The organism is Nocardioides hungaricus (assembly GCF_054782915.1).
Genome location: NZ_BAAGRO010000004.1, coordinates 88,479 through 107,751 on the forward strand (window position 1 = coordinate 88,479; position 19,273 = coordinate 107,751).

Annotated in this window: 21 protein-coding genes; all 21 read right to left on the reverse strand. The window is 73.3% G+C overall.

Annotation, left to right across the window (positions count from 1 at the left end; all coding sequences use genetic code 11):
- Nucleotides 1-2: 2 nt before the first annotated feature.
- Entirely contained in the window at nt 3-245 is a 243-nt protein-coding gene (locus ACYVKX_RS02150; protein WP_460828888.1) for a hypothetical protein, read from the reverse strand.
- Nucleotides 246-247: 2 nt separating this feature from the next.
- Nucleotides 248-475 carry a hypothetical protein gene (locus ACYVKX_RS02155; protein WP_460828889.1) on the reverse strand — a complete coding sequence of 76 codons (228 nt, stop codon included), beginning with the start codon at nt 473-475 and terminating at the stop codon, nt 248-250.
- On the reverse strand, nt 475-726 hold the full coding sequence (locus tag ACYVKX_RS02160) for a hypothetical protein (RefSeq protein WP_460828890.1): 252 nt from the start codon (nt 724-726) through the stop codon (nt 475-477). Before ACYVKX_RS02160 ends, ACYVKX_RS02155 begins: the two co-directional genes overlap by 1 nt.
- Nucleotides 726-1,310 (reverse strand): SRPBCC family protein, encoded by a 585-nt coding sequence (locus tag ACYVKX_RS02165; RefSeq protein ID WP_460828891.1) that lies wholly within the window; start codon nt 1,308-1,310, stop codon nt 726-728. Before ACYVKX_RS02165 ends, ACYVKX_RS02160 begins: the two co-directional genes overlap by 1 nt.
- Nucleotides 1,311-1,467: 157 nt before the next feature.
- Nucleotides 1,468-2,388 (reverse strand): XdhC family protein, encoded by a 921-nt coding sequence (locus ACYVKX_RS02170; RefSeq protein ID WP_460828892.1) that lies wholly within the window; start codon nt 2,386-2,388, stop codon nt 1,468-1,470.
- Nucleotides 2,385-4,802 carry an aerobic carbon-monoxide dehydrogenase large subunit gene (locus tag ACYVKX_RS02175; RefSeq protein ID WP_460828893.1) on the reverse strand — a complete coding sequence of 806 codons (2,418 nt, stop codon included), beginning with the start codon at nt 4,800-4,802 and terminating at the stop codon, nt 2,385-2,387. Before ACYVKX_RS02175 ends, ACYVKX_RS02170 begins: the two co-directional genes overlap by 4 nt.
- Nucleotides 4,799-5,329, reverse strand: a complete 531-nt coding sequence (locus ACYVKX_RS02180) for a (2Fe-2S)-binding protein (RefSeq protein WP_460828894.1) — start codon at nt 5,327-5,329, stop codon at nt 4,799-4,801. Before ACYVKX_RS02180 ends, ACYVKX_RS02175 begins: the two co-directional genes overlap by 4 nt.
- On the reverse strand, nt 5,326-6,198 hold the full coding sequence (locus ACYVKX_RS02185) for an FAD binding domain-containing protein (protein WP_460828895.1): 873 nt from the start codon (nt 6,196-6,198) through the stop codon (nt 5,326-5,328). The genes ACYVKX_RS02180 and ACYVKX_RS02185 overlap by 4 nt, the downstream gene beginning before the upstream one ends.
- 1 nt (nt 6,199) lies before the next feature.
- Complete coding sequence (locus ACYVKX_RS02190; protein WP_460828896.1) at nt 6,200-6,463, reverse strand: hypothetical protein; 264 nt, start codon at nt 6,461-6,463, stop codon at nt 6,200-6,202.
- 176 nt (nt 6,464-6,639) lie between these two features.
- Complete coding sequence (locus tag ACYVKX_RS02195) at nt 6,640-7,581, reverse strand: hypothetical protein (RefSeq protein WP_460828897.1); 942 nt, start codon at nt 7,579-7,581, stop codon at nt 6,640-6,642.
- 190 nt (nt 7,582-7,771) lie between these two features.
- Nucleotides 7,772-8,728 (reverse strand): LysR family transcriptional regulator, encoded by a 957-nt coding sequence (locus ACYVKX_RS02200; protein WP_460828898.1) that lies wholly within the window; start codon nt 8,726-8,728, stop codon nt 7,772-7,774.
- The gene (locus tag ACYVKX_RS02205) at nt 8,725-9,327 is read right to left on the reverse strand and encodes a nucleotidyltransferase family protein (protein WP_460828899.1); all 603 of its coding nucleotides are present in this window, start codon (nt 9,325-9,327) and stop codon (nt 8,725-8,727) included. The genes ACYVKX_RS02200 and ACYVKX_RS02205 overlap by 4 nt, the downstream gene beginning before the upstream one ends.
- A complete protein-coding gene (locus ACYVKX_RS02210) occupies nt 9,308-11,680 on the reverse strand; it encodes an aerobic carbon-monoxide dehydrogenase large subunit (RefSeq protein ID WP_460828900.1) in 2,373 nt (790 codons plus the stop codon). Before ACYVKX_RS02210 ends, ACYVKX_RS02205 begins: the two co-directional genes overlap by 20 nt.
- Nucleotides 11,677-12,153, reverse strand: coding sequence for a (2Fe-2S)-binding protein (locus tag ACYVKX_RS02215; protein WP_460828901.1), 477 nt, complete (start codon nt 12,151-12,153; stop codon nt 11,677-11,679). The genes ACYVKX_RS02210 and ACYVKX_RS02215 overlap by 4 nt, the downstream gene beginning before the upstream one ends.
- Nucleotides 12,144-13,022, reverse strand: a complete 879-nt coding sequence (locus tag ACYVKX_RS02220) for an FAD binding domain-containing protein (RefSeq protein ID WP_460828902.1) — start codon at nt 13,020-13,022, stop codon at nt 12,144-12,146. Before ACYVKX_RS02220 ends, ACYVKX_RS02215 begins: the two co-directional genes overlap by 10 nt.
- 113 nt (nt 13,023-13,135) lie before the next feature.
- Nucleotides 13,136-14,977, reverse strand: coding sequence for a phosphoenolpyruvate carboxykinase (GTP) (locus ACYVKX_RS02225; protein ID WP_460828904.1), 1,842 nt, complete (start codon nt 14,975-14,977; stop codon nt 13,136-13,138).
- 42 nt (nt 14,978-15,019) lie between these two features.
- Entirely contained in the window at nt 15,020-15,850 is an 831-nt protein-coding gene (locus ACYVKX_RS02230; protein ID WP_460828905.1) for an enoyl-CoA hydratase/isomerase family protein, read from the reverse strand.
- Nucleotides 15,847-17,118 carry a CaiB/BaiF CoA transferase family protein gene (locus ACYVKX_RS02235; RefSeq protein WP_460828907.1) on the reverse strand — a complete coding sequence of 424 codons (1,272 nt, stop codon included), beginning with the start codon at nt 17,116-17,118 and terminating at the stop codon, nt 15,847-15,849. Before ACYVKX_RS02235 ends, ACYVKX_RS02230 begins: the two co-directional genes overlap by 4 nt.
- Nucleotides 17,111-18,382, reverse strand: a complete 1,272-nt coding sequence (locus ACYVKX_RS02240) for a hydroxymethylglutaryl-CoA reductase, degradative (protein WP_460828908.1) — start codon at nt 18,380-18,382, stop codon at nt 17,111-17,113. Before ACYVKX_RS02240 ends, ACYVKX_RS02235 begins: the two co-directional genes overlap by 8 nt.
- Nucleotides 18,379-19,032, reverse strand: coding sequence for an FMN-binding negative transcriptional regulator (locus ACYVKX_RS02245; RefSeq protein WP_460828909.1), 654 nt, complete (start codon nt 19,030-19,032; stop codon nt 18,379-18,381). The genes ACYVKX_RS02240 and ACYVKX_RS02245 overlap by 4 nt, the downstream gene beginning before the upstream one ends.
- Nucleotides 19,032-19,271, reverse strand: coding sequence for a hypothetical protein (locus ACYVKX_RS02250; RefSeq protein ID WP_460828910.1), 240 nt, complete (start codon nt 19,269-19,271; stop codon nt 19,032-19,034). Before ACYVKX_RS02250 ends, ACYVKX_RS02245 begins: the two co-directional genes overlap by 1 nt.
- Nucleotides 19,272-19,273: the final 2 nt, after the last annotated feature.

A 19,273-nucleotide genomic window follows, 5' to 3' on the forward strand; every position in this document is an offset into this window, starting at 1 on the left:
GGTCACCCTCCCAGCCGCTTCCGGCCGCGGCCCAGCCCCGCGACGATGGTGGTCGCGCTCTCGATCGTGGTGTTCAGCCCGGCCAGGCCGGCGGTGTGCTCCACCGACCTCCGCAGCGACGCGTCGATCTCGGCCGCCTGCCTCCCGATCCGGTGCGCCAGCAGCAGGATCGGTACGACGAGCGCGACGACGACCAGCACCACGACGATGCCGATCGTGTACCCGATGGCCCATCCGGTAGTCATGGCTACACCCCCTCGCAGAAGTCGCGGACCGGCTGGAGGCTGGCGTTCACGGCGGCGACCGAGGCCGGCACGGTCGCGGTCCGGTCGGCGACGACGCCGACCCCGCCGATCACGCCGTCCAGGGTCCTCCGGACGGCGACCAGGTGCCCGATCACGCGGATCAGGCCGAGCGCGGCGGCGGCGATGATCAGCGTCGCGAGCACGACGGTCACCCAGGCGACGGCGGGCATCAGCCGAGCAGCTTTCCGACCGACCCGGCGTACCGGACCGCGCCCTGCGCGACCGCCTCGACGGTCGCGCCGGTCTCGGCCAGCGTCTCGGGCACGCCGTCGAGCTCGCCGGCGAGCGCACCGCCGCCGGCGAGGATGTCGTCGGCCGCCCCGCGGATGCGCTCCAGCGCGGCGAGCACGCGGTTGAGCAGCGCCACCAGCACGGGCACGACGACCACCAGCAGCACGATGTTGCCGATCCACCACAGCATCAGCGACTCCTCAGCTCGGGTTGGTAGGGCAGGAAGAACCGGCGGAGGACCCGCATCAGCGCCATCCGCGCGGCCTGGAGGCCGATGCTCAGGCCGCTGGCCGGCCTGGCGGTGGCGCTGACCGACTCGCCGCGCTCCAGCGCGTCGATCCGGGCCCGGGCGTTGGCGGCGAACTGGCCCATGAGCACGGTCGTGACGTCGGAGATCATGCCGCGGCCGTACTGCGCCGCGGCGCCGGAGAGCTGGAGGTCCTGCTCGAGGCGCACCCGGGTGCCCGAGCCCGCCGGCGTCAGCACCGCGGTGACCCTCATCGCCGCCTGGCCACGGCCCTTCTTGTCCGCGCCGGAGGCGTCGATGACCATCCGCTTGGTGGCGTCGTCCCGCTCGACGATGCGCGCCCTGCCGTCGAACTCCAGCTTGACCGGCCCCATCCGGATGCCGACGCCGCCGCCGTAGGTGTCGTCGCCGAGGTCGTCGGTGAGCTCGGCGCCGGGCAGGCAGGCCGCGACCTGCGGGACGTCGCCGAAGAACGCCCACACCTTCTCGACCGGCTGGCCGACCTCGAATTCGTTGCTGAGCAGCATCAGGCGTGCCTCCTCGTGCCGAGGCCGTCGCGAGCGTCGTCCAGCGCGTGGGCTGGCAAGGCGCCGGCGCGAAGGCATACCGGTGTTGTCTGTCGAGCGACGGCAACGCTGCCAGCGTGCGCGATGGGCGGCGCGTAGCAGGTCGGGGCGCGGGGAGTCACGTCTGGGCCTCCTGGGGGGCGAGGAAGGCGTCGCGGCAGCCGACGCAGCAGAAGTGGTACGTCGCGCCGTCGCGATCGACCGGGAAGTGCGCGTCGTCGGCGGGCACCCTCATGCCGCACACCGGGTCGAGGGCGTCGGGCGTCTCCACCACCGGCAGCGGCCGGCGCACCTCCTCCACGGCGCCCCCTTCCACGGCGAAGCCTCCCGCCGCGCGCACCTGCACCAGCTCGGCGAGCACCGACACCGCGATCTCCTGGTGGGTCGTGCGGCCGAGGTCCAGCCCGACCGGCGTACGCACCCGGTCGAGGAGGTGCCGCGGCACGCCGCGCTCGGCCAGGTAGCCCAGCACGGCCTCGCCCCGCCTGCGGGAGGCGACCAGCCCGACGAACGCCGGCATCGCGGACGCCGCGTGGCGCACCGCGTCCTCGTCGCCGTGCCCCTGGGTCGCGACCACGACCACCGACCGCTGGTCGACGTCGGCGCTGGTGAAGTCCGCACCGTCGACGAGCTCGGCGCGCCAGCCGAGCGTGGTCGCGAGCTCGGTCAGCGTCCGCGCCATCGGCGACCGGCCGACGACCGCGAGGCGCACCGGCGGGTGGACGGGCTCGACGTAGATCTGCAGCGCACCCTCGCTCTGGCAGGACATCGGGATCGCGATCATCCCCTCGGGCAGCACCAGCTCCTCGCTCGCGCCGAGGTAGAGCAGCCGCGGCTCGCCGTCGCGGATCGCCCGCTGGGCCTCGCGGATCACGGTCGGCTCGGCGCACGCGCCGCCGATCCAGCCGTGGATCCGCCCGTCGGCGGTGACGAACGCGCGCGAGCCGATCTGCCCGGACGACGGCGCCTGCCGCCACACGACCGTGGCGACGGCGTACTCCCGGCCCTGCAGGTCGGCCGTGAGCTGGTCCTCGGTCATCGGTCGGTCCTGATCGGCGGGGCGCCGGAGACGTCGCGGCCCTCGGTGAGCGCCTCGTGGACGCGGTCCGGCAGCAGCGGCATGTCGACGTTGCGCACGCCCGCACCCTTGAGCGCGTCCATCACGGCGTTCACGAACGCCGCCGGTCCGCCGACGGTCGCGCACTCGCCGATGCCCTTGGCGCCGATGGGGTGGTGCGGGCAGGGGGTGACGACCTCGTGCAGCTCGTAGCCGGGGGTCTCCCACGCGGTCGGGAGCAGGTAGTCCATGAAGTTCGAGCCGATGCAGTTGCCGTCGGCGTCGAAGGTGATGAACTGCATGCTCGACATCGCGTAGGCCTCGGTGAGGCCGCCCATGATCTGGCCCTCGACGATCATCGGGTTGATGCGGACGCCGCAGTCGTCGACCGCGACCACGCGCAGCACGTCCCAGACGCCGGTCTGCGGATCCACCTCGACGGTGACGATGTAGCAGCCGAACGGCCAGGTGAGGTTGGGCGGGTCGTAGTAGGCGTTGGCCTCCAGGCCGGGCTCGAGGCCGTCGGGCATGTTGGCGTACGCCGCCATCGCGCACTCCTGGATGGTGACGCCGCGGTCGGGGGCGCTGCGGACGTAGAACCGCCCGAGCTCCCACTCGACGTCCTCCTCCGACACCTCGAGCAGGTGCGCGGCGAGCTTGCGCGCCTTGGCCTTCACCTTGCGGGCGGCCATCGCGACCGCGGCGCCGGCGACCGGCGTGCTGCGCGAGGCGTAGGTGCCCATGCCGAACGGCGCGGTGTCGGTGTCACCCTCCTCGACCACCACGTCGTCGGCCGGGAGGCCGAGCTCGTGGGCGACGATCTGCGCCCACGTCGTCTCGTGGCCCTGGCCCTGCGTCTTCGCGCCGGTGCGCAGGATCGCCTTGCCAGTCAGGTGGACCCGCAGCTCGGCGGAGTCGAACATCTTGATGCCGAGGATGTCGTACTCCCGGCTGTTGCCGGCGCCGAGCGGCTCGGTCATGCAGGAGATACCGATGCCCAGCAGCCGGCCGCTCTTGGCCGCCTCGGCCTGCTCCCGGCGGAAGCCCTCGTAGTCGATCGCCTGCAGCCCGACGTCCAGGCACTTGGCGTACTGCCCCGAGTCGGTGAGGAAGCCGAACGGCGTCCGGTGCGGGAAGTCGTCGTCGCGCACGAGGTTCATCCGGCGGAACTCCGCCTGGTCCATGCCCAGGTCGTCGGCCGCGGCCTGCACCATCCGCTCCTGGAAGAACATCGCCTCGGTGACGCGGAACGAGCAGCGGTAGGCGACGCCGCCCGGCGCCTTGTTCGTGTAGACGCCGCGCGCGGTGAGGTGGGCCGCCGGGATGTCGTAGCAGGAGAACGCCGAGTGCATCAGGCCGATCTTGAACTTGCTCGGCTGGGCGTCGCCGAAGAACGCGCCGTGGTCGGAGTCGGTGTGCATCCGGACGCCGAGGATCCGGCCGTCGCGGCGCAGCGCCATCTCGCCGGTCAGGTAGACGTCGCGGCCGAAGCCGGTCGAGATCAGGTTGCCGCTGCGGTCCTCGATCCACTTCACCGGCCGCTCGGTGAGGATGGAGGCGAGGATCGACATCACATAGCCCGGGTAGACCGGCACCTTGTTGCCGAAGCCGCCGCCGAGGTCGGGCGACACGATCCGGATCAGGTGCTCGGGCAGCTCGGCGATCAGCGCGACCGCGGCCCGCACGATGTGCGGCGCCTGCGTGGTCATGTAGACGGTGAGCCGGCCGGTCGCGCGGTCGAAGTCCGCGACCGAGCCGCAGGTCTCCAGCGGCGAGGGGTGCGAGCGCGGGTAGTGCATCTCGATCCGGGAGACGACGTCCGCCTCGGCGAACGCCCGGTCGGTGCCGTCCCTGTCGCCGACCTGCCACTCGAAGCAGACGTTGTCGGCCTGGCCCTCCTTGTCGTCGCGGATGACCGGCGCGTCCGGCGCGAGCGACTGGGTCGGGTTGACGATCACCGGCAGCGGCTCGTACTCGACCTCGATCGCCTCGCACGCGTCCTTGGCGATGTAGGGGTCGTCGGCGATGACGCAGGCGACCTCCTGGCCCTGGAACCGCACCTTGTCCGTGGCCAGCACGGCCTGGGTGTCGTAGCTCAGCGTCGGCATCCAGGCCAGGTTGCGGGTCGCCATCATCTCGCCGGTCAGCACCAGGCGTACGCCGGGGACGTCCCACGCCTTCGACACGTCGATGCTCTTGATCCGGGCGTGCGCGAGCGGGCTGCGCAGGATCTCCAGGTGCAGCATCCCGGGCAGCACGACGTCGTCGATGTAGTGGCCCCTGCCGCGGATGAAGCGGTCGTCCTCGACGCGCTTGCGGCTCGCGCCCATCCCGCCGATCTTGATCTCGTCGAGCGCCCGGCTCACGGGCTCGGCCACCGGCTCGGTCGCGGTCACTGCGCCGCACCGCCGTTCATCCTCCGCGCGGCCCAGAGGACCGACTTCACGATGTTCTGGTAGCCGGTGCAGCGGCACAGGTTGCCCGACAGCGCGAACCGCACCTCGTCCTCGGTGGGGTCCGGGTTCTCGTCGAGCAGCGCCTTCGCGGCGAGCATCATGCCCGGCGTGCAGAAGCCGCACTGCAGGCCGTGCTCGTCCTTGAAGCCCTCCTGGATCGGGTGCAGCTCGCTCGGGCCGGCGAGCCCCTCGACGGTGGTGACCTCGTGGCCGTCGGCCTGCACCGCGAGCATCGTGCAGCTCTTCACCGGCAGCCCGTCGACGAGCACCGTGCACGCGCCGCAGTTGGTCGTGTCGCAGCCGGTGTGGGTGCCGGTGAGCTGGAGGCCCTGGCGGAGCAGGTGCGCGAGCAGCAGCCGCGGCTCCACGTCCGCGGTCCGCGCGCGGCCGTTGACGGTGATCGTGACCCGGCGGACGGGTACGTCGTCGCCCGCTGCCGCGGGCACTTCCTCGAACAGCGTGCTCATGCAGCGGCCTCGCTCTGGGTGACCCGGGTCAGGAGCCGGGTGACGAAGGTGTGGACGACGTGGCGCTTGTACGCCGCGCTGCCCCGGTGGTCGGAGTTGGGCCGGGCGGCCTCGGCGGCGAGGTCGGCGGCCCGGGCCACCGCCTCGGCGGTGAGCGCCGCGCCGACCAGCGAGTCGGCCGCGGCCCGGGCGTCGATGGTCCGGCTGCCCACGCCGGTCAGCGCGATGCCCGCCCGGACGACCCGGTCGCCGCTGAACTCCAGCGCGACCGCCGTACCCGCCGTCGCGAAGTCGCCGACCCGGCGCTCGAGCTTGAGGAACCCGCCGGCGACGTCGCCCCGCGGCGCCGGCAGGACCGCCTCGACCGCGATCTCGTCGTAGGCCAGGACGTTCTGGAAGGGGCCGGTGACAAAGTCGCCGATCGGGATCGTGCGCCGTCCGGAGGGCCCCTGCGCGACGACGTGCCCGCCGAGCGCCGTGACCACGGCCGCCCAGTCGCCCTGGGGATCGGCGTGGCAGAGCGATCCGACGAGTGTGCCGCGGGTGCGCACGATCGGGTCCGCGATGAGCGGCGCCGCCGCGGCCATCGTCGGCTGGACGCGCGCGATCTCGGCCGAGCGCTCGAGGTCGCGGTGCCGGCACAGCGCGCCGACCCGGATGCCCCCGTCGGCCGCGACCTCGAGGTGGTCGAGGCCGGGCAGGCCGTTGACGTCGACGAGCAGCTCCGGCGCGGCGAACCGGAGCTTCATCAGCGGGACCAGGCTCTGCCCGCCGGCGAGCACCTTGGCCTCGCCGGCCCCCTCGTGCAGCAGCCCGATCGCCTCGCCGAGCGAGCGCGGCGCCTCGTAGCGGAACCGGGTGGGGTACACCTCAGCCCCCCTCGGCCGGCGCCGCCGGGTCCGGGATCGCCACCGGCAGCGACTCGACGTCGGTGGGGTCCGGCCGCGGCTGCTGGTGCGGCGGCCACGGCCCGGCCACCGGCTGCCCGGCGACCTTCATGAACTCGACCAGCTCCGGGAACGCCCAGACGGTGGGGCTCTTGCCCGCCCCTGCCCTCTCGACCCGGGGTGCGTCCTCGATGAGCTCGTACATGCGCGGGTTGCCCCGGCTGTGTCCGTCCGACTCGATCGGCACGGCCCGCCTCCTCGCTTCGCGTGGTGGCGCCACTGTGCTCCCGGTCACAGGCCCCGGCAACAGCGGATCAAGGGTTCGCTTAGGTGGTCTCGCCCGCCGTCCGGGTGGGACGTCATACGGACGGTGGAAGGGGACACACTGTCCGTATGACGTCCCGGCGGGGCGGGCGGGAGGGCTCAGGCGGCCGCGGGTCGCCAACCACCCCCACGGAGTCCGTCCTCGATCTGGGCGAAGAACTCGCCGGGGCGCAGCCGCAGCCCCAGGAGCGGGAGCCGCAGGAACGTCTCCCCCTGGAGCACCACGGCGTTCTGGCGCAGCGCGTCGCCGACGACGTTCTCTGCCCAGGCGTGGTGGATGCCGTCGATCTCCAGCACCAGGCCGTACGCGGGCCAATACAGGTCGAGGTAGTAGCGGTTGCGTCCGTCCCTGCGCAGCACCTGCCGGGCCGGCGCCGGCAGGCCCCGCCGCCGCAGCTCGCGGACGACGTCGATCTCCCCCAGCGAGCGCGCGCCGTCGAAGAGCTCGTTGACGACCTCGTGCAGGAGCAGTCGCCGCTTGTCCCTCCGGATCCGCAGCAGCTCCGAGCCCAACTCGGTCACCGGGACCAGACCTTGCTGGACGGCGATCGTGAGAACGTACGTCGCCTCCCGGTCGGTGCGCGCCCACAGCGCCGCCCGGACGGCGGCCGTCGCCGGGCGAGTGCGGGGGATGCCCACGCGGACGGTGTCGGCGGCGTCCCACCGCCGGGTCTGCCTGATGTTGAACCGCCGGTTGCGGCGTACCCGTGCCCCGCGCGGCACGGACACCCGGACCCGCTCGATCTGATAGCGCTCGAGCCCGGCCGCGATCAGGGCCGAGCCACCGTCGAGGCACGCCCTCGGTCCACCCTGGAAGACCGCGCCCCACATCTCGCCCGCCTCGGAGAGCCCGGCGTTGTGCAGCTGGACCGACTGGTCGCCGACCAGTCGCCAGCGCCCGCCCCGCACCTGTCCGGTGATCTCCCAGCGGGTGATGCCGAGCCGGTAGAGCTGTGGCCGCGACAGCACGCCACCCTGCCCGGCGGCGAGCTCGCGTGCGGCGGCGAATCGCCGGTCGTCGTACGACGGTCCTCGTGGCATGCTCCGACCCTCCACCGACGGCGCGTCCTCCGCGCCGCTCCCGGCCCGGTCTGGGGATGCTCCGACGCCGACAGCCACCTGTGGACGCCATCTGGCCCCCTGCCCGGCCCGCCGCCCGCCGGACGTCATACGGAGGGTGGAAGGGGACACACTGTCCGTATGACGTCCCGGCGGGGCGGGGCGGGAGGGCTCAGCTCCAGAGCGTGACGTGCACGGCGGGCTTGAACCGGCCGTGGGTGACGCCGCGGCCGCGCAGCATCGCCTGGGTCGCGCGCGGGGTGGTGACGAACCGCGCCATCTCCTCGGCTGCGGGGGTCGCCTGCTGGCCGCCGAGGATGGAGATGTTCCACGAGCCCTGGCCCTGCACCGGCCGGCCCGGCACCCGGACGAGCGCGCCGGCGGCGAGGTCCTGGGCGACCGCGAACGCGACGGCGAGCGTGACGCCCCGGCCCCGCTTGGCCTCCTCGAGCGCGGCGGCGTGGCTCTGGAAGATCTGCTGCCGCTCCTCGGGTACGCCGATGCGGTGGAGCAGCCCCGGGATGACCCCTGCGTCGTCGGCGGCCGACGGGCCCAGCAGCCAGGTCTGCTCGCGGAGCATCGCGAGACCGGGCTGCCCGCGGGTGAGCGGGTGGTCGGGGCCGACCACGGCGAGCACCTGGTAGTTGAGGAACAGCCGGCTGTCGAGCGCGCCGTCGGCGGTCGCGGGCCGGGGCCCGACGGTGGCGTCGACGGTGCGGGTGAGCAGCAGCTGCTCGAACTCGCGCGCCCGGTGCACGCTGAGCTCGACGTCGAGGTCCTGCGCGCGGTCGGCGAAGAGGCCGATGAGCCCCGGCGCGGCGTACTCCGCGAACAGCGAGGTCGTCGCGAGCCGCAGCATCCGGCGGCCGACCCCGGCCTCGCGCACCTCGAGCACGGTGCGGTCCTGGAGGCCGAGCAGCTCGACGGCCCGGCTGGCCAGCCGCAGCCCGCCGGGGGTGAAGGCGAGACCGGACGCGGTCCGGTTGAAGAGCTGGTCGCCGAGCTCCCTGCGCAGCTGGCCGACGTGCAGCGACACCGCGGCCTCGGAGACGCCGAGGTCGGCCGCCGCGGCCTTCACCGAGCCGAGCCGCACCACCGTCGCGAATGCGCGGAGCTGGGTCGGCGTCACGAGCCCCACCTCGCCAGCAGCGCCCGGTAGTCCGCCTCGGTGTCGACGTCGGCGGGCACGTCGGCGTCGACCGGTACCGTGACGAGCGAGGAGCCCGCGGCATCGACCAGCCCCCACACCGCCTTGTCGCCGTGCAGCGTCGCCAGCCGGTCGAACAGCCCGCGGCCGAGCCGGAACGGGTGGCCGAGGCCGTCGCGGTAGCGGCACACGGCCAGGTCCGCGTCGACCGACGCCACCGCGCGGACGGCGGAGGGAGAGACCTCCGGCTGGTCGCCGAGCATCAGCACGACGCCCGCGGCGGAGGGAGCGATCGCGGGCAGGGACGCGACGATCGAGGACGAGCAGCCCGCCCCGAAGCCCGGGTTGCGCACCACCTCGACGCCGGACAGGTCGACGGTCGCGGCGACCTCGTCGGCCGCGCCGCCGATCGCGACCACGACCTGCCCGAAGCCGCAGGAGCGCACGACCGACAGCGTCGCGTCGAGCAGCGTGCCGTCGCCGAGCGGCAGCAGTTGCTTGGGCCGGCCGAGCCGGCTCGATCCGCCGGCCGCGAGGACGAGGCAGGAGACGCCGGTGAGGTCAGTGAGGTGGCGTGGCACGGCCGTGCATCGCCTCCCACACTCGAGACGGGGTCAGCGGCATGTCGGCGTGCCGCACGCCGTACGGCGCGAGCGCGTCGATCACCGCGTTGACGACCGCGGGCGGCGAGCCGACGGTCGCGGACTCGCCGACGCCCTTGGCGCCGATCGGGTGGTACGGCGACGGGGTGACCGTCATGCCGGTCTCCCAGTCGGGCACCTCCAGCGCGGTCGGGATCAGGTAGTCCATCAGCGAGCCGCCGAGGCAGTTGCCGTGCTCGTCGTACCCGATGAACTCCATCAGCGCCATGCCGATGCCGTCGGCGAGGCCGCCGTGGATCTGGCCCTCGACGATCATCTCGTTGATGCGCGTGCCGCAGTCGTCGACCGCGACGAACCGCCGCACCCTCACCACGGCCGTGCCCGGGTCGACGTCGACGACGCAGATGTAGGCGCCGTACGGGTAGGTGAGGCTGTCGGGGTTGTAGGAGACCTGCGCGTCCAGCCCGCCCTCGACGCCCTCGGGCAGGTCGTCGGCGCCGTGCGCGCGCATCGCGACCTGCTGGATCGTGACGCCGCTGTCCGGCACGCCGCGCACGTCGAAGCGCCCCCCGGAGTCGGACTTGGTCCACTCCAGGTCCTCGGGCGCCACCTCGAGCATCCCGGCCGCGATCAGCCGCGCCTTCTCCCGCACCCGCCGCGCCGCGATCACCGCCGCGGCGCCGGACACCGGCGTCGAGCGGGAGCCGTAGGTGCCCAGGCCGTACGGCGTGTTGTCGGTGTCGCCGTGCACCACGTCGACGTCGTCGGGGTGGATGCCGAGCTCCTCGGCGACCAGCTGCGCGAACGTCGTCTCGTGCCCCTGCCCCTGCGTCTGCACCGAGATCCGCACCACCGCCGATCCGGTCGGGTGCACCCGCAGCTCGCAGCCGTCGGCCATGCCGAGGCCGAGCATGTCCATGTCCTTGCGCGGCCCGGCGCCGACGGCCTCGGTGAAGAAGGAGACACCGATCCCCATCAGCTCGCCACGTTCCCGCCGCAGAGCCTGCTCGGCCCGCAGCTCGTCGTACCCCGCGATCCGCAGCGCCTCCTGCATGGTGGCCGCGTAGTCGCCGGAGTCGTAGACCCAGCCGGTGCGAGACGTGTACGGGAACTGGTCGGCGCGGATGAAGTTGCGCATCCTCAAGGACACCGGGTCCATGCCGAGCTCGGCGGCGAGCAGGTCGACCATCCGCTCGACCAGGTAGACGGCCTCGGCGATGCGGAACGAGCACGCGTAGGCGACGCCGCCGGGCGCCTTGTTGGTGTGCACCGCGGTCATCGAGCAGTACGCCGCCTCGAGGTCGTAGCTCCCGGTGAAGACCCCGAAGAAGCCACCTGGGAACTTCCGCGGCGCGGCCGTCCCGTTGAAGGCCCCGTGGTCGGCGAGCACGTGGCTGCGCAGCGCGAGGATCCGCCCGTCGCGGGTCGCGGCGATCTCGCCGGTCATCACGTAGTCGCGGGCGAAGCCGGACGCGACCAGGTTCTCGGTGCGGTCCTCGGTCCACTTCACCGGCCGGCCGGTGAGCATCGAGCCGACGATCGCGCAGACGTAGCCGGGGTAGATCGGCACCTTGTTGCCGAAGCCGCCGCCGATGTCGGGGCTGATCACCCGGATCCGGTGCTCGGGGATGCCGGCGAACATCGAGTAGAGCGTGCGGTGCGCGTGTGGCGCCTGGGTCGTGGCCCACAGCGTCAGCCGCTCCTCGACCCGGTCGTAGTCGGCGACCGCGCCGCAGGTCTCCAGCGGCGCCGGGTGCACGCGCGGGAACACCAGCTCCTGCTCCACCACGACCTCGGCCCGCTCGAAGACCGCGGCGGTCGCGGCCGCGTCGCCGGTCTCCCAGTCGAAGCAGTGGTTGTCGGCCTTGCCGGCCACGTCGTCGCGGATCAGCGGCGCCTCCGGCTCGAGCGCCCGGCGTACATCGACGACCGGCTCCAGCACGTCGTACTCGACGTCGATCAGCTCGAGAGCGTCCCGTGCGGCGTACCGGTCCTCGGCGACGACGAACGCCACCTCCTGCCCCTGGAAGCGCACCTTGTCGGTCGCGAGCACGGCCTGGACGTCGCCCGACAGCGTGGGCATCCAGGCCAGCCCGCGCTCGGCCAGCATCGCGCCGGTGACGACGGCCTTGACCTTCGGGTGCGCCTCGGCGGCGAGGGTGTCGACCGAGACGATCCGCGCGTGTGCGACCGGCGAGCGGAGTACGGCGAGGTGCAGCATGCCGGGCAGCGCGATGTCGTCGAGGTAGCGGCCGCGGCCGCGCACGAACCGCCGGTCCTCCTTGCGGAGCATCCGGCCGTGCCCCATCGGGCCCCGATCGACCGTGGTCACGACTCGATCCTCCCCTCCGGGTGCTCGGCGGCCCAGCGCACCGACCGCACGATCGAGGCGTAGCCGGTGCACCGGCAGATCTGGCCGGAGATCGCCTCGCGGATCGTCTCCTCGCTCGGGTCGGGGTCGCGGTCGAGCAGGGCGCGCGCGGACATCAGCATGCCCGGCGTGCAGAACCCGCACTGCAGTCCGTGGCACTCCATGAACCCCTGCTGCACCGGATCGAGCACCCCGTCGTACTCCAGGTCCTCGACGGTGCGCACCTCGTGGCCGGCCGCCATCGCGGCGAGCACCGTGCACGACTTCACCGGCTCGTCGTCGTAGAGGACCACGCAGCTGCCGCAGTTGCTGGTGTCGCAGCCCCAGTGCGTGCCGGTGAGGCCGAGCTCGTCGCGCAGGAGGTGCACGAGCAGCAGCCGCGCCTCGACGTCGCGGGTCACCGGCTCGCCGTTGACGGTCAGCGTCACCTCCATGCGGCCACCCGCTCCCACGCCGTGCGGAGGGTACGCCGGGTGAGCTCGCCGGCCAGGTGCCGCTTGTAGTCCGCGCTCCCCCGCCCGTCGGTCACCGGCCGGCAGGACTCGGCCGCGATCGCGCCGGCGGCCGCCCAGGCGTCCTCGCTCGGCGCCATGCCGCGCAGCGCGGCGGAGACCGCCGGGATGCCGGTCGTGTTGGGGCCGACCGCGGCCAGCCCGACCCGGGCGTCGGCGATCGCGTCGCGCTCGTCGACCCACAGCGCGGCGCCGGCCGCGGTGACCGCCCAGTCGCCGGCCCGCCGGTCGACCTTCGCGTAGGCGCTGCTGCCGCGCGGGCGCACCGGGATGCGCACCTCGATCAGGATCTCGTCGTACCCGACGACGGTCTGGTAGGGCCCGAGGTGGAAGTCGTCCATCGACACCACCCGCTCCCCGCCCGGGCCCCTGATCAGGCAGCTCGCGTCGAGCGTGGTGCAGACCGAGGAGAGGTCCTCGGACGGGTCGGCCTGGCAGAGCGCACCGCCGAGCGTGCCGCGGTTGCGCACCGGCGGATCGGCGATCACCCGCTCGGCGTCCCGGAAGATCGGGCAGACGCTCGCCAGCTCGTCGGAGTCGAGCAGCTCGCGGTGCCGGGTCATCGCCCCGATCCGCACCTGCGTGTCGCCGATGTCGATGTAGCCGAGCTCGTCGTGCAGGTCGTTGATGTCGACGAGGTATTCCGGGTTCGCCAGCCGCAGCTTCATCATCGGCAGCAGGCTGTGCCCGCCCGCGATCAGCCGCGCCTCCTCACCCAGCCGGGACAGCAGCCCGATCGCGTGCTCGACGCTGGCCGCGCGCTCGTACTCGATCGGCGCCGGGACCTGCACGGGCCGACGGTACCGCGCCGCCGCCGCTTGTAACGCCCGGTTACCCACTCTTCCCACCAGGTTGCAACACCGTGGGAACAAGCAGTAACCCGGCGTTACAAGCGCGAGAGAGCTCAGCCCCGCGCCGCCTCCAGCGCCGCGGCGACCCGGCGGTGGGCCGCCCAGATCTCCTCGGGCAGATTGCCAAACTGGCGCAAATGCGCCGCGCGGAAGCCCATCTCCTGACACCACCGCTCCACGTCGATGGCGAGGACGGCGTCGAGGTCCTCGTCGGCGATGTCGAGGCCGTCCAGGCGCAGCTCCTCCCGCGTGGGGAGTACGCCGACCGGCGTCTCGCGCCCGGAGACCAGGCCCTCCTTGAGCTGCACGAGCCAGAGCAGCGCCCGCAGGTTCTCGCGGTAGCCGGGCCAGCGGAACCGGCCGTCCTCGGGGTCGCGCTGGAACCAGTTGACGTGCGCGAAGACCGGCGGGTTCGTCGCCGCGCCGATGATGCGCAGCCAGTGCGCGGCGTACTCGCCCTCGGAGTAGGCCATGAACGGCCGCATCGACATCGGGTCGTAGCGCAGCTGCCCGTCCACGCCCTCCGCGGCGAAGGTCGCCTCCGCGCCGAGCGTCAGCCCGTCGTAGACGCCCTCCGCGAGGTCGGTGATCGCCCGGACCAGCGGCTCGCGGTCGCTGGTGCGGCCGCCGAAGATGATCGCGTCGATGGGCACGCCGGCGGGGTCCTCGTAGTCCGAGGCCACGTTCGGCACGTTGGCCAGCGACGTGGTGAAGCGGCTGTTCGGGTGCGCCCACGGCGACCGGTCCTCGGGCGAGCGCTCGGAGATCGGCTCGCCCCTCCAGTCCCGCCAGCCGGCGACGTCGGCGGGCGGCTGCCTGGTGCGGCCCTCCCACCAGACCTCGTGGGTGTCCTCGTTGTAGGCGACGTTGGTGAAGATCGCGCCGGAGCCCGGCCGGATCGAGTCCAGCGCGGTCGGGTTGGTCCGCTCGTTGGTGTCCTTGGCGACGCCGAAGACGCCGTTCTCCGGGTTCATGCCGTAGACCCGGCCGTCCTCGGGGTTCACCCACAGCCAGGCGATGTCGTCGCCGTAGAACTCCACCCGGTAGCGGTCGCCGAGCGCGTCCGGCGCCAGCGTCATCGCGAGGTTGGTCTTGCCCGACGCGCTCGGGAAGCCGCCGCAGACGTGGTACTTCCTGCCGGTCTCGTTGTCGACGATCCCGAGCAGCATGAACTGCTCGGCCAGGAACCCGCGCGAGGCCCAGCCGTCGTAGCAGGCCTGGCGCAGGCCGTGCGCGATCTTGCCGAGCAGCGCGTTGCCGCCGTAGGAGGAGCCGAAGTGCAGGATGGTCCGCTCGTCGGCCACGGTGACGAAGTAGCGCTGGTCCTCGGGCGTGCCCTGCCCCAGGCTCTCCAGGTCGCCGGTCACGTGGACCGCGCGCACGAAGCTGTCGGGGTCGTCGAGACCGTCGACGTACGCCGCGCCGACCCGCGCCATCCGGATCATGTGCAGCACGACGGTGCGGCTGTCGGTGAGCTCGACGCCGGCGGCGTACCGCTCGAGCGGCGAGCCCGGCGGCGCCATCAGGTAGGGGATGACGTACATGGTCTTGCCGGCCGAGGCGCCGCGCATCCGGTCGACGAGCATCGGCTTCATCTCCGAGGCCGGCCGCCAGTTGTTGTAGACGCCCCTGTCGGCGGGGTCGTTGGTGGCGACCACGGTGCGCTCCTCGGAGCGCGCGGTGTCCTTGTGGTAGCTGCGGGAGTAGTAGAGCCCCTCACCCGCCGGCAGCAGCTCGCCGGCGTCGAGCGCCTCCTGCACCAGCCGGGCGTCGTCAGCCGCGTCGACGACCTCGATCCGCTCCGGCTGGGTGATCTCCGCCCAGTGCGCGACGTACTCGCGCACACGCGGGTTCTTCAGACCTGCCTCGTCGAGGACCGCCTGCACATCGACCATGAACAGCACACCTTTCGGCCAGCACGCCCGGGTGGGGGCACGCTACCGAACGTCGCGGGCGCCCGCGCCGCGGGGTGGGGCCGAAGGTCGGCCGAGCCCGCGCCGGGTCGGGAAGTCCGCGGGCCTCCGCTCGGCGAAGGCGGCCAATCCCTCGCGCGCGTCGTCCGAGGTGAATGCCCTCTGCCCGTACAGCGCCTCGGCGTGGAACGCGGCCTCGGCCGGCATGTCGGAGAGCCGGAGGACGCTCGACTTGATGACCTCCAGCGCGGTCCCGCTCCGCGAGAGCAGCCGATGCGCCAGCTCCAGGGCGGCGTCGACGACCTGACCGTGCGGGACCACGCGGTTGACCAGCCCCATCCGGAGCGCCTCGTCCGCGCCCACCTGGTCGCCCAGGAGCATCAGCTCCATGGCGTGCGCGTAGGGGACCTGACGCGCCAGCCGGGTCAGGGTCCCGCCGGCGGGGACGACGCCGACCCCCGCCTCGGGCAGCCCGAAGCGGGCCCGGTCGCTGGAGACCCGGAGGTCCGTGGACAGCATCAGCTCGAAGCCGCCCCCGAGGCAGAGCCCGTTCACCGCGGCGATGACCGGCTTGAAGAGGCTGGTGTGCTTCTGGTGGGCGCCGTCCCAGCGGGAGATGTCGAACCGCCCGTCGGCGAGCGCCGGGATCGACTCGTGCAGGTCGGCCCCGACGCAGAACGCCCGGTCGCCGGCGCCGGTGACCACGACCACCCCCACGGCGGCGTCGTCGCGGGCCCGGTCGAAGGCGGCCGCCAGCTCGTCGTACATCCGCAGCGTCAGGGCGTTGAGCTTGTCCGGCCGGTCGAGGGTGACCAGGGCGACGCCGGCGTCGACGCCGTAGGTGACGGCACTCATCGGATCGCGCCCGCGGCCCGCAGCGCGCCGATCCCGGCGTCGTCCAGTCCGCACGCCAGGCGCAGGACCTCGGCGGTGTGCGCGCCGAAGCCCGGCGCCAGGCCACGCGGCGACGCGGGTGTGCTGCTGAGCTTCAGGGGCGAGCCCACCATCCTGAGCCGGCCGAACGCCGGGTAGTCGACGTCGACGACCATGTCGCGCGCGGCGATCTGCGGGTCGCCGACGACCTCGGCGATGTCCTTCACGGCACTGAGGGGGACCAGGTCGCCGGCGATCCACTCGAGCTCGGCCTTGGTGCGGTCCGCGAACCAGCGCTCGACGACCGGCTTCACCTGCGCGGCGTACGTCGCCTCGTCGAACCGCTTGGCCATGGTGTCGATCGCCGGGTCGTCGGCGAGCTCCGGCTGGCCGAACAGCTGGCAGCTGAGCCGCCAGAACTTGTCGGTGTAGCCGCCGAAGAAGACGTAGCCGTCCTTGCACGCGAACAGCTCGTAGGGGCGGACGAACGGGTGCTGGTTGCCCAGCGGCTCGGCGAGCTTGCCGGCCACGGTGTAGGAGACCACCGCGTTCTCGGTGAGGCTGAGCACGGCGTCCTGCTGGGAGATGTCGACCAGCTGCCCCTCGCCGGTCCGCTCGGCGTGCCGGAGCGCGGCGAGCGTGCCGATCGCGCCGTAGAAGGTCGCGGCGAGGTCGCCGATGATCGTGCCCACGCGGATGGGCGGCTGGCCGGGCAGCCCGTTCATCGACCACAGGCCGCCGGTGGCCTGGGCGCTGTTGTCGTAGGCCGGGCGCCGGCGGTACGGCCCGGTCTGCCCGTAGCCCGAGAGCGCCGTGTAGACCAGGCGCGGGTTGACCTCGCGCAGGGCCTCGTAGCCGAGGCCGAGCCGGTCCATGGTCCCGGCCCGGAAGTTCTCGACCAGGACGTCGGCGCGCGCGGCGAGGCCGCGCAGGACCTCCTTGCCGTCCTCGGTGCCCAGGTCGAGCGTGATCCCCAGCTTGTTGCGGTTGAACTGCGCGAAGAAGGCGCTGAACTCCTGGCCGTCGCCGGCCGCGAGCATCGGCGGGAACGCGCGTGTGTAGTCCGGGTCGGACGGGTGCTCGACCTTGATCACGGTCGCCCCGAGGTCGGCCAGGATCATCGAGCAGAAGGGCCCCGCCACCACCCGGGTGATGTCGAGGACGACGACGCCGGCCAGGGCGCCCGGGCCTCGATCTGTGCCGCCAGAGAGCAGCGCGGCGAGCTGCTCGGCGAACCCGGGGTCAGCCATGGCGACGCAGCTCCGCCAGGACCTGCTCGGCGACGTCGACGCGGATCGCCCGGCCGGCGACGATGCGCCGCACCACGGCGTCGATCTCCTCGGGCCGGGCTCCGGCGGTCACCGCGACGTTGCGCGCGTGCAGCGACATGTGGCCGCGCTGGATGCCCTCGGTCGCCAGGGCGCGGAGTGCGGCGGCGTTCTGGGCCAGCCCGACCGCGAGGACGATCGCGGCCAGCTCGGAAGCGGTGCCGACGCCGGTGATCGCGACGTTGGCCCGGGCGCCCGGGTGGACCCTGGTCGCCCCGCCGACCAGGCCCACGGGCATCGGCAGCTCGAGCGTGCCGACCAGGTGGCCGTCGGCGGTCGCCTCGAACCGGGACATCGAGGTGTACCGGCCGTCGGCGGAGATCGCGTGCGAGTGGGCCCCCGCCTCGACCGCGCGGGTGTCGTTGCCGGTGGCGAGGACGACGGCCGTGACGCCGTTCATGATCCCCTTGTTGTGCGTGGCCGCCCGATAGGGATCGGCGACGGCGAACTCGGCGGCGTCGATCATGTCCTCGACGACGTCGGCACCGCCGAGCAGGTCCCGGTCGAACGTCGCCGAGACCCGGGCGATCCGCCGGTCGGCCTTGTTGGTCAGGATCCGCAGGAGCGTCCGGCCGCCGGCGATCTCGGCCACCCGCGGCGCGACCGCCTCGGCCATGGTGTTGACCGCGTTGGCGCCCATGGCGTCGCGCACGTCGACGACCAGGTGGACGACCACATAGGTCTGCCGGGACGAGACGACCTCGCGCACCAGGACCTCCCGTACGCCGCCGCCGTGCTCGACCAGCGCCGGATCCTGCGCGTCGGCCAGCGCCATCAGCTCCGGCCCCGCCGCGAGGAGCCGGTGCCGCGCGCCCGCCGGATCGGGGACGTCGAGCACCTGGATCTGCGCCTGCATGAGCGGGGGCGTCGCCGAGGTGACGAAGCCCCCGTGCCCGCGCGCCATCCGGGCGAGGTTGCTGGCCGCCGCGACCACCGACGGCTCCTCGGTGGCCATCGGCACGAGGACGTCTCGCCCGTCGACGACGAAGTTCGTGGCGATGCCGACCGGGATGCCGAGCACCCCGACGACGTTCTCGACCATGTGGTCGGCCTGGTCGAGGCCCAGGCCGTGCTCGGGGTCGAGGGCCCCGAGGTCGGCGACGTCGCAGCCGGCGAAGTCCGCGACCGCCGCGCGTCGCTGCCGGACGTCGAGGTCCCGGAACCGGCTGATCCTGCTGCTGCTCATCGCGCTCCCTCCCGGGGATCGGGGTCGCGCGGGGGGATCCCGCCCGCGCGCATGGCGGCCGCGAGGACCGGGTCGCCGTGGACGTCGTCGGGGTCCTCGAGGCCGCGCAGCACGCCCTCGTAGTCCTCGGCCGGCTTGTCCTGGCTGAGCTTGGCCTTCGCCACCACGCGCTCCGGGGCCAGGCGGAAGCCGACCACCGCGGGAGCGAGCCGGGCGGCGTACGCCGCCACGTCGCTCATGCGGAACGGCCGGGGTCGCGCCGACTCGAAGTGGTCGACGGTCCGGTCCAGCACGTCGTAGGTCGCCGCGGCGTCGAGCACCGTGAGCCGGCCGTGCAGGTGCACGGTGACGTAGTTCCACGTCGGCACGTACGGCCCACCGGCGTACCAGCCGGCGCTGACGTACCCGTGCGGACCCTGCACCACGACGACGACCTCGCACTCCCCCACCTGGTGCGCCTCCGCGTCGGTCCGCGCCAGGTGCCCGACGATCTCGACGCCCGAGGCATCCGGCGCGGGGATGGCGGGCAGCGGGGACACCACGAGCCCGTCCGACGTGGCGCTCACCAGGGTGACCCACGGATGCCGGGCGACCAGCCGCAGGACGTCCTCGTCGCCGCCGGTCCACGCGTACTCGGGCTGCCGGAGCATCAGGCGTGCTCCCGGCGCGAACGGCTCACATCGACGGCCATGGCGAGGGCGAACGCGGCGAGCAGGAGCACCGCGAGGCCGACGACCAGGCCCCGTCCGGAGAGGCCGGCGACGCCGACCAGCACCGCGCCCAGCCCGAGGACCGTCACGACCGCCGCCGCGATCTTGGGGTCGTCGCCGACGACGAAGTCGTACCAGAAGCGGCCGAAGCCGCGGACGAGCCTGCCGATCCGATCCATGG

What these genes read in the sequence shown, in the direction of transcription:
- ACYVKX_RS02155 (WP_460828889.1), bottom strand. Translation starts at nt 475, where the DNA reads ATGCCCGCCGTCGCCTGGGTGACCGTCGTGCTCGCGACGCTGATCATC.
- ACYVKX_RS02180 (WP_460828894.1), bottom strand. Translation starts at nt 5,329, where the DNA reads ATGAGCACGCTGTTCGAGGAAGTGCCCGCGGCAGCGGGCGACGACGTA.
- ACYVKX_RS02165 (WP_460828891.1), bottom strand. Translation starts at nt 1,310, where the DNA reads ATGCTGCTCAGCAACGAATTCGAGGTCGGCCAGCCGGTCGAGAAGGTG.
- ACYVKX_RS02235 (WP_460828907.1), bottom strand. Translation starts at nt 17,118, where the DNA reads ATGGCTGACCCCGGGTTCGCCGAGCAGCTCGCCGCGCTGCTCTCTGGC.
- ACYVKX_RS02195 (WP_460828897.1), bottom strand. Translation starts at nt 7,581, where the DNA reads ATGCCACGAGGACCGTCGTACGACGACCGGCGATTCGCCGCCGCACGC.
- ACYVKX_RS02245 (WP_460828909.1), bottom strand. Translation starts at nt 19,032, where the DNA reads ATGCTCCGGCAGCCCGAGTACGCGTGGACCGGCGGCGACGAGGACGTC.
- ACYVKX_RS02160 (WP_460828890.1), bottom strand. Translation starts at nt 726, where the DNA reads ATGCTGTGGTGGATCGGCAACATCGTGCTGCTGGTGGTCGTCGTGCCC.
- ACYVKX_RS02215 (WP_460828901.1), bottom strand. Translation starts at nt 12,153, where the DNA reads ATGGAGGTGACGCTGACCGTCAACGGCGAGCCGGTGACCCGCGACGTC.
- ACYVKX_RS02250 (WP_460828910.1), bottom strand. Translation starts at nt 19,271, where the DNA reads ATGGATCGGATCGGCAGGCTCGTCCGCGGCTTCGGCCGCTTCTGGTAC.
- ACYVKX_RS02170 (WP_460828892.1), bottom strand. Translation starts at nt 2,388, where the DNA reads ATGACCGAGGACCAGCTCACGGCCGACCTGCAGGGCCGGGAGTACGCC.
- ACYVKX_RS02225 (WP_460828904.1), bottom strand. Translation starts at nt 14,977, where the DNA reads ATGGTCGATGTGCAGGCGGTCCTCGACGAGGCAGGTCTGAAGAACCCG.
- ACYVKX_RS02240 (WP_460828908.1), bottom strand. Translation starts at nt 18,382, where the DNA reads ATGAGCAGCAGCAGGATCAGCCGGTTCCGGGACCTCGACGTCCGGCAG.
- ACYVKX_RS02230 (WP_460828905.1), bottom strand. Translation starts at nt 15,850, where the DNA reads ATGAGTGCCGTCACCTACGGCGTCGACGCCGGCGTCGCCCTGGTCACC.
- ACYVKX_RS02150 (WP_460828888.1), bottom strand. Translation starts at nt 245, where the DNA reads ATGACTACCGGATGGGCCATCGGGTACACGATCGGCATCGTCGTGGTG.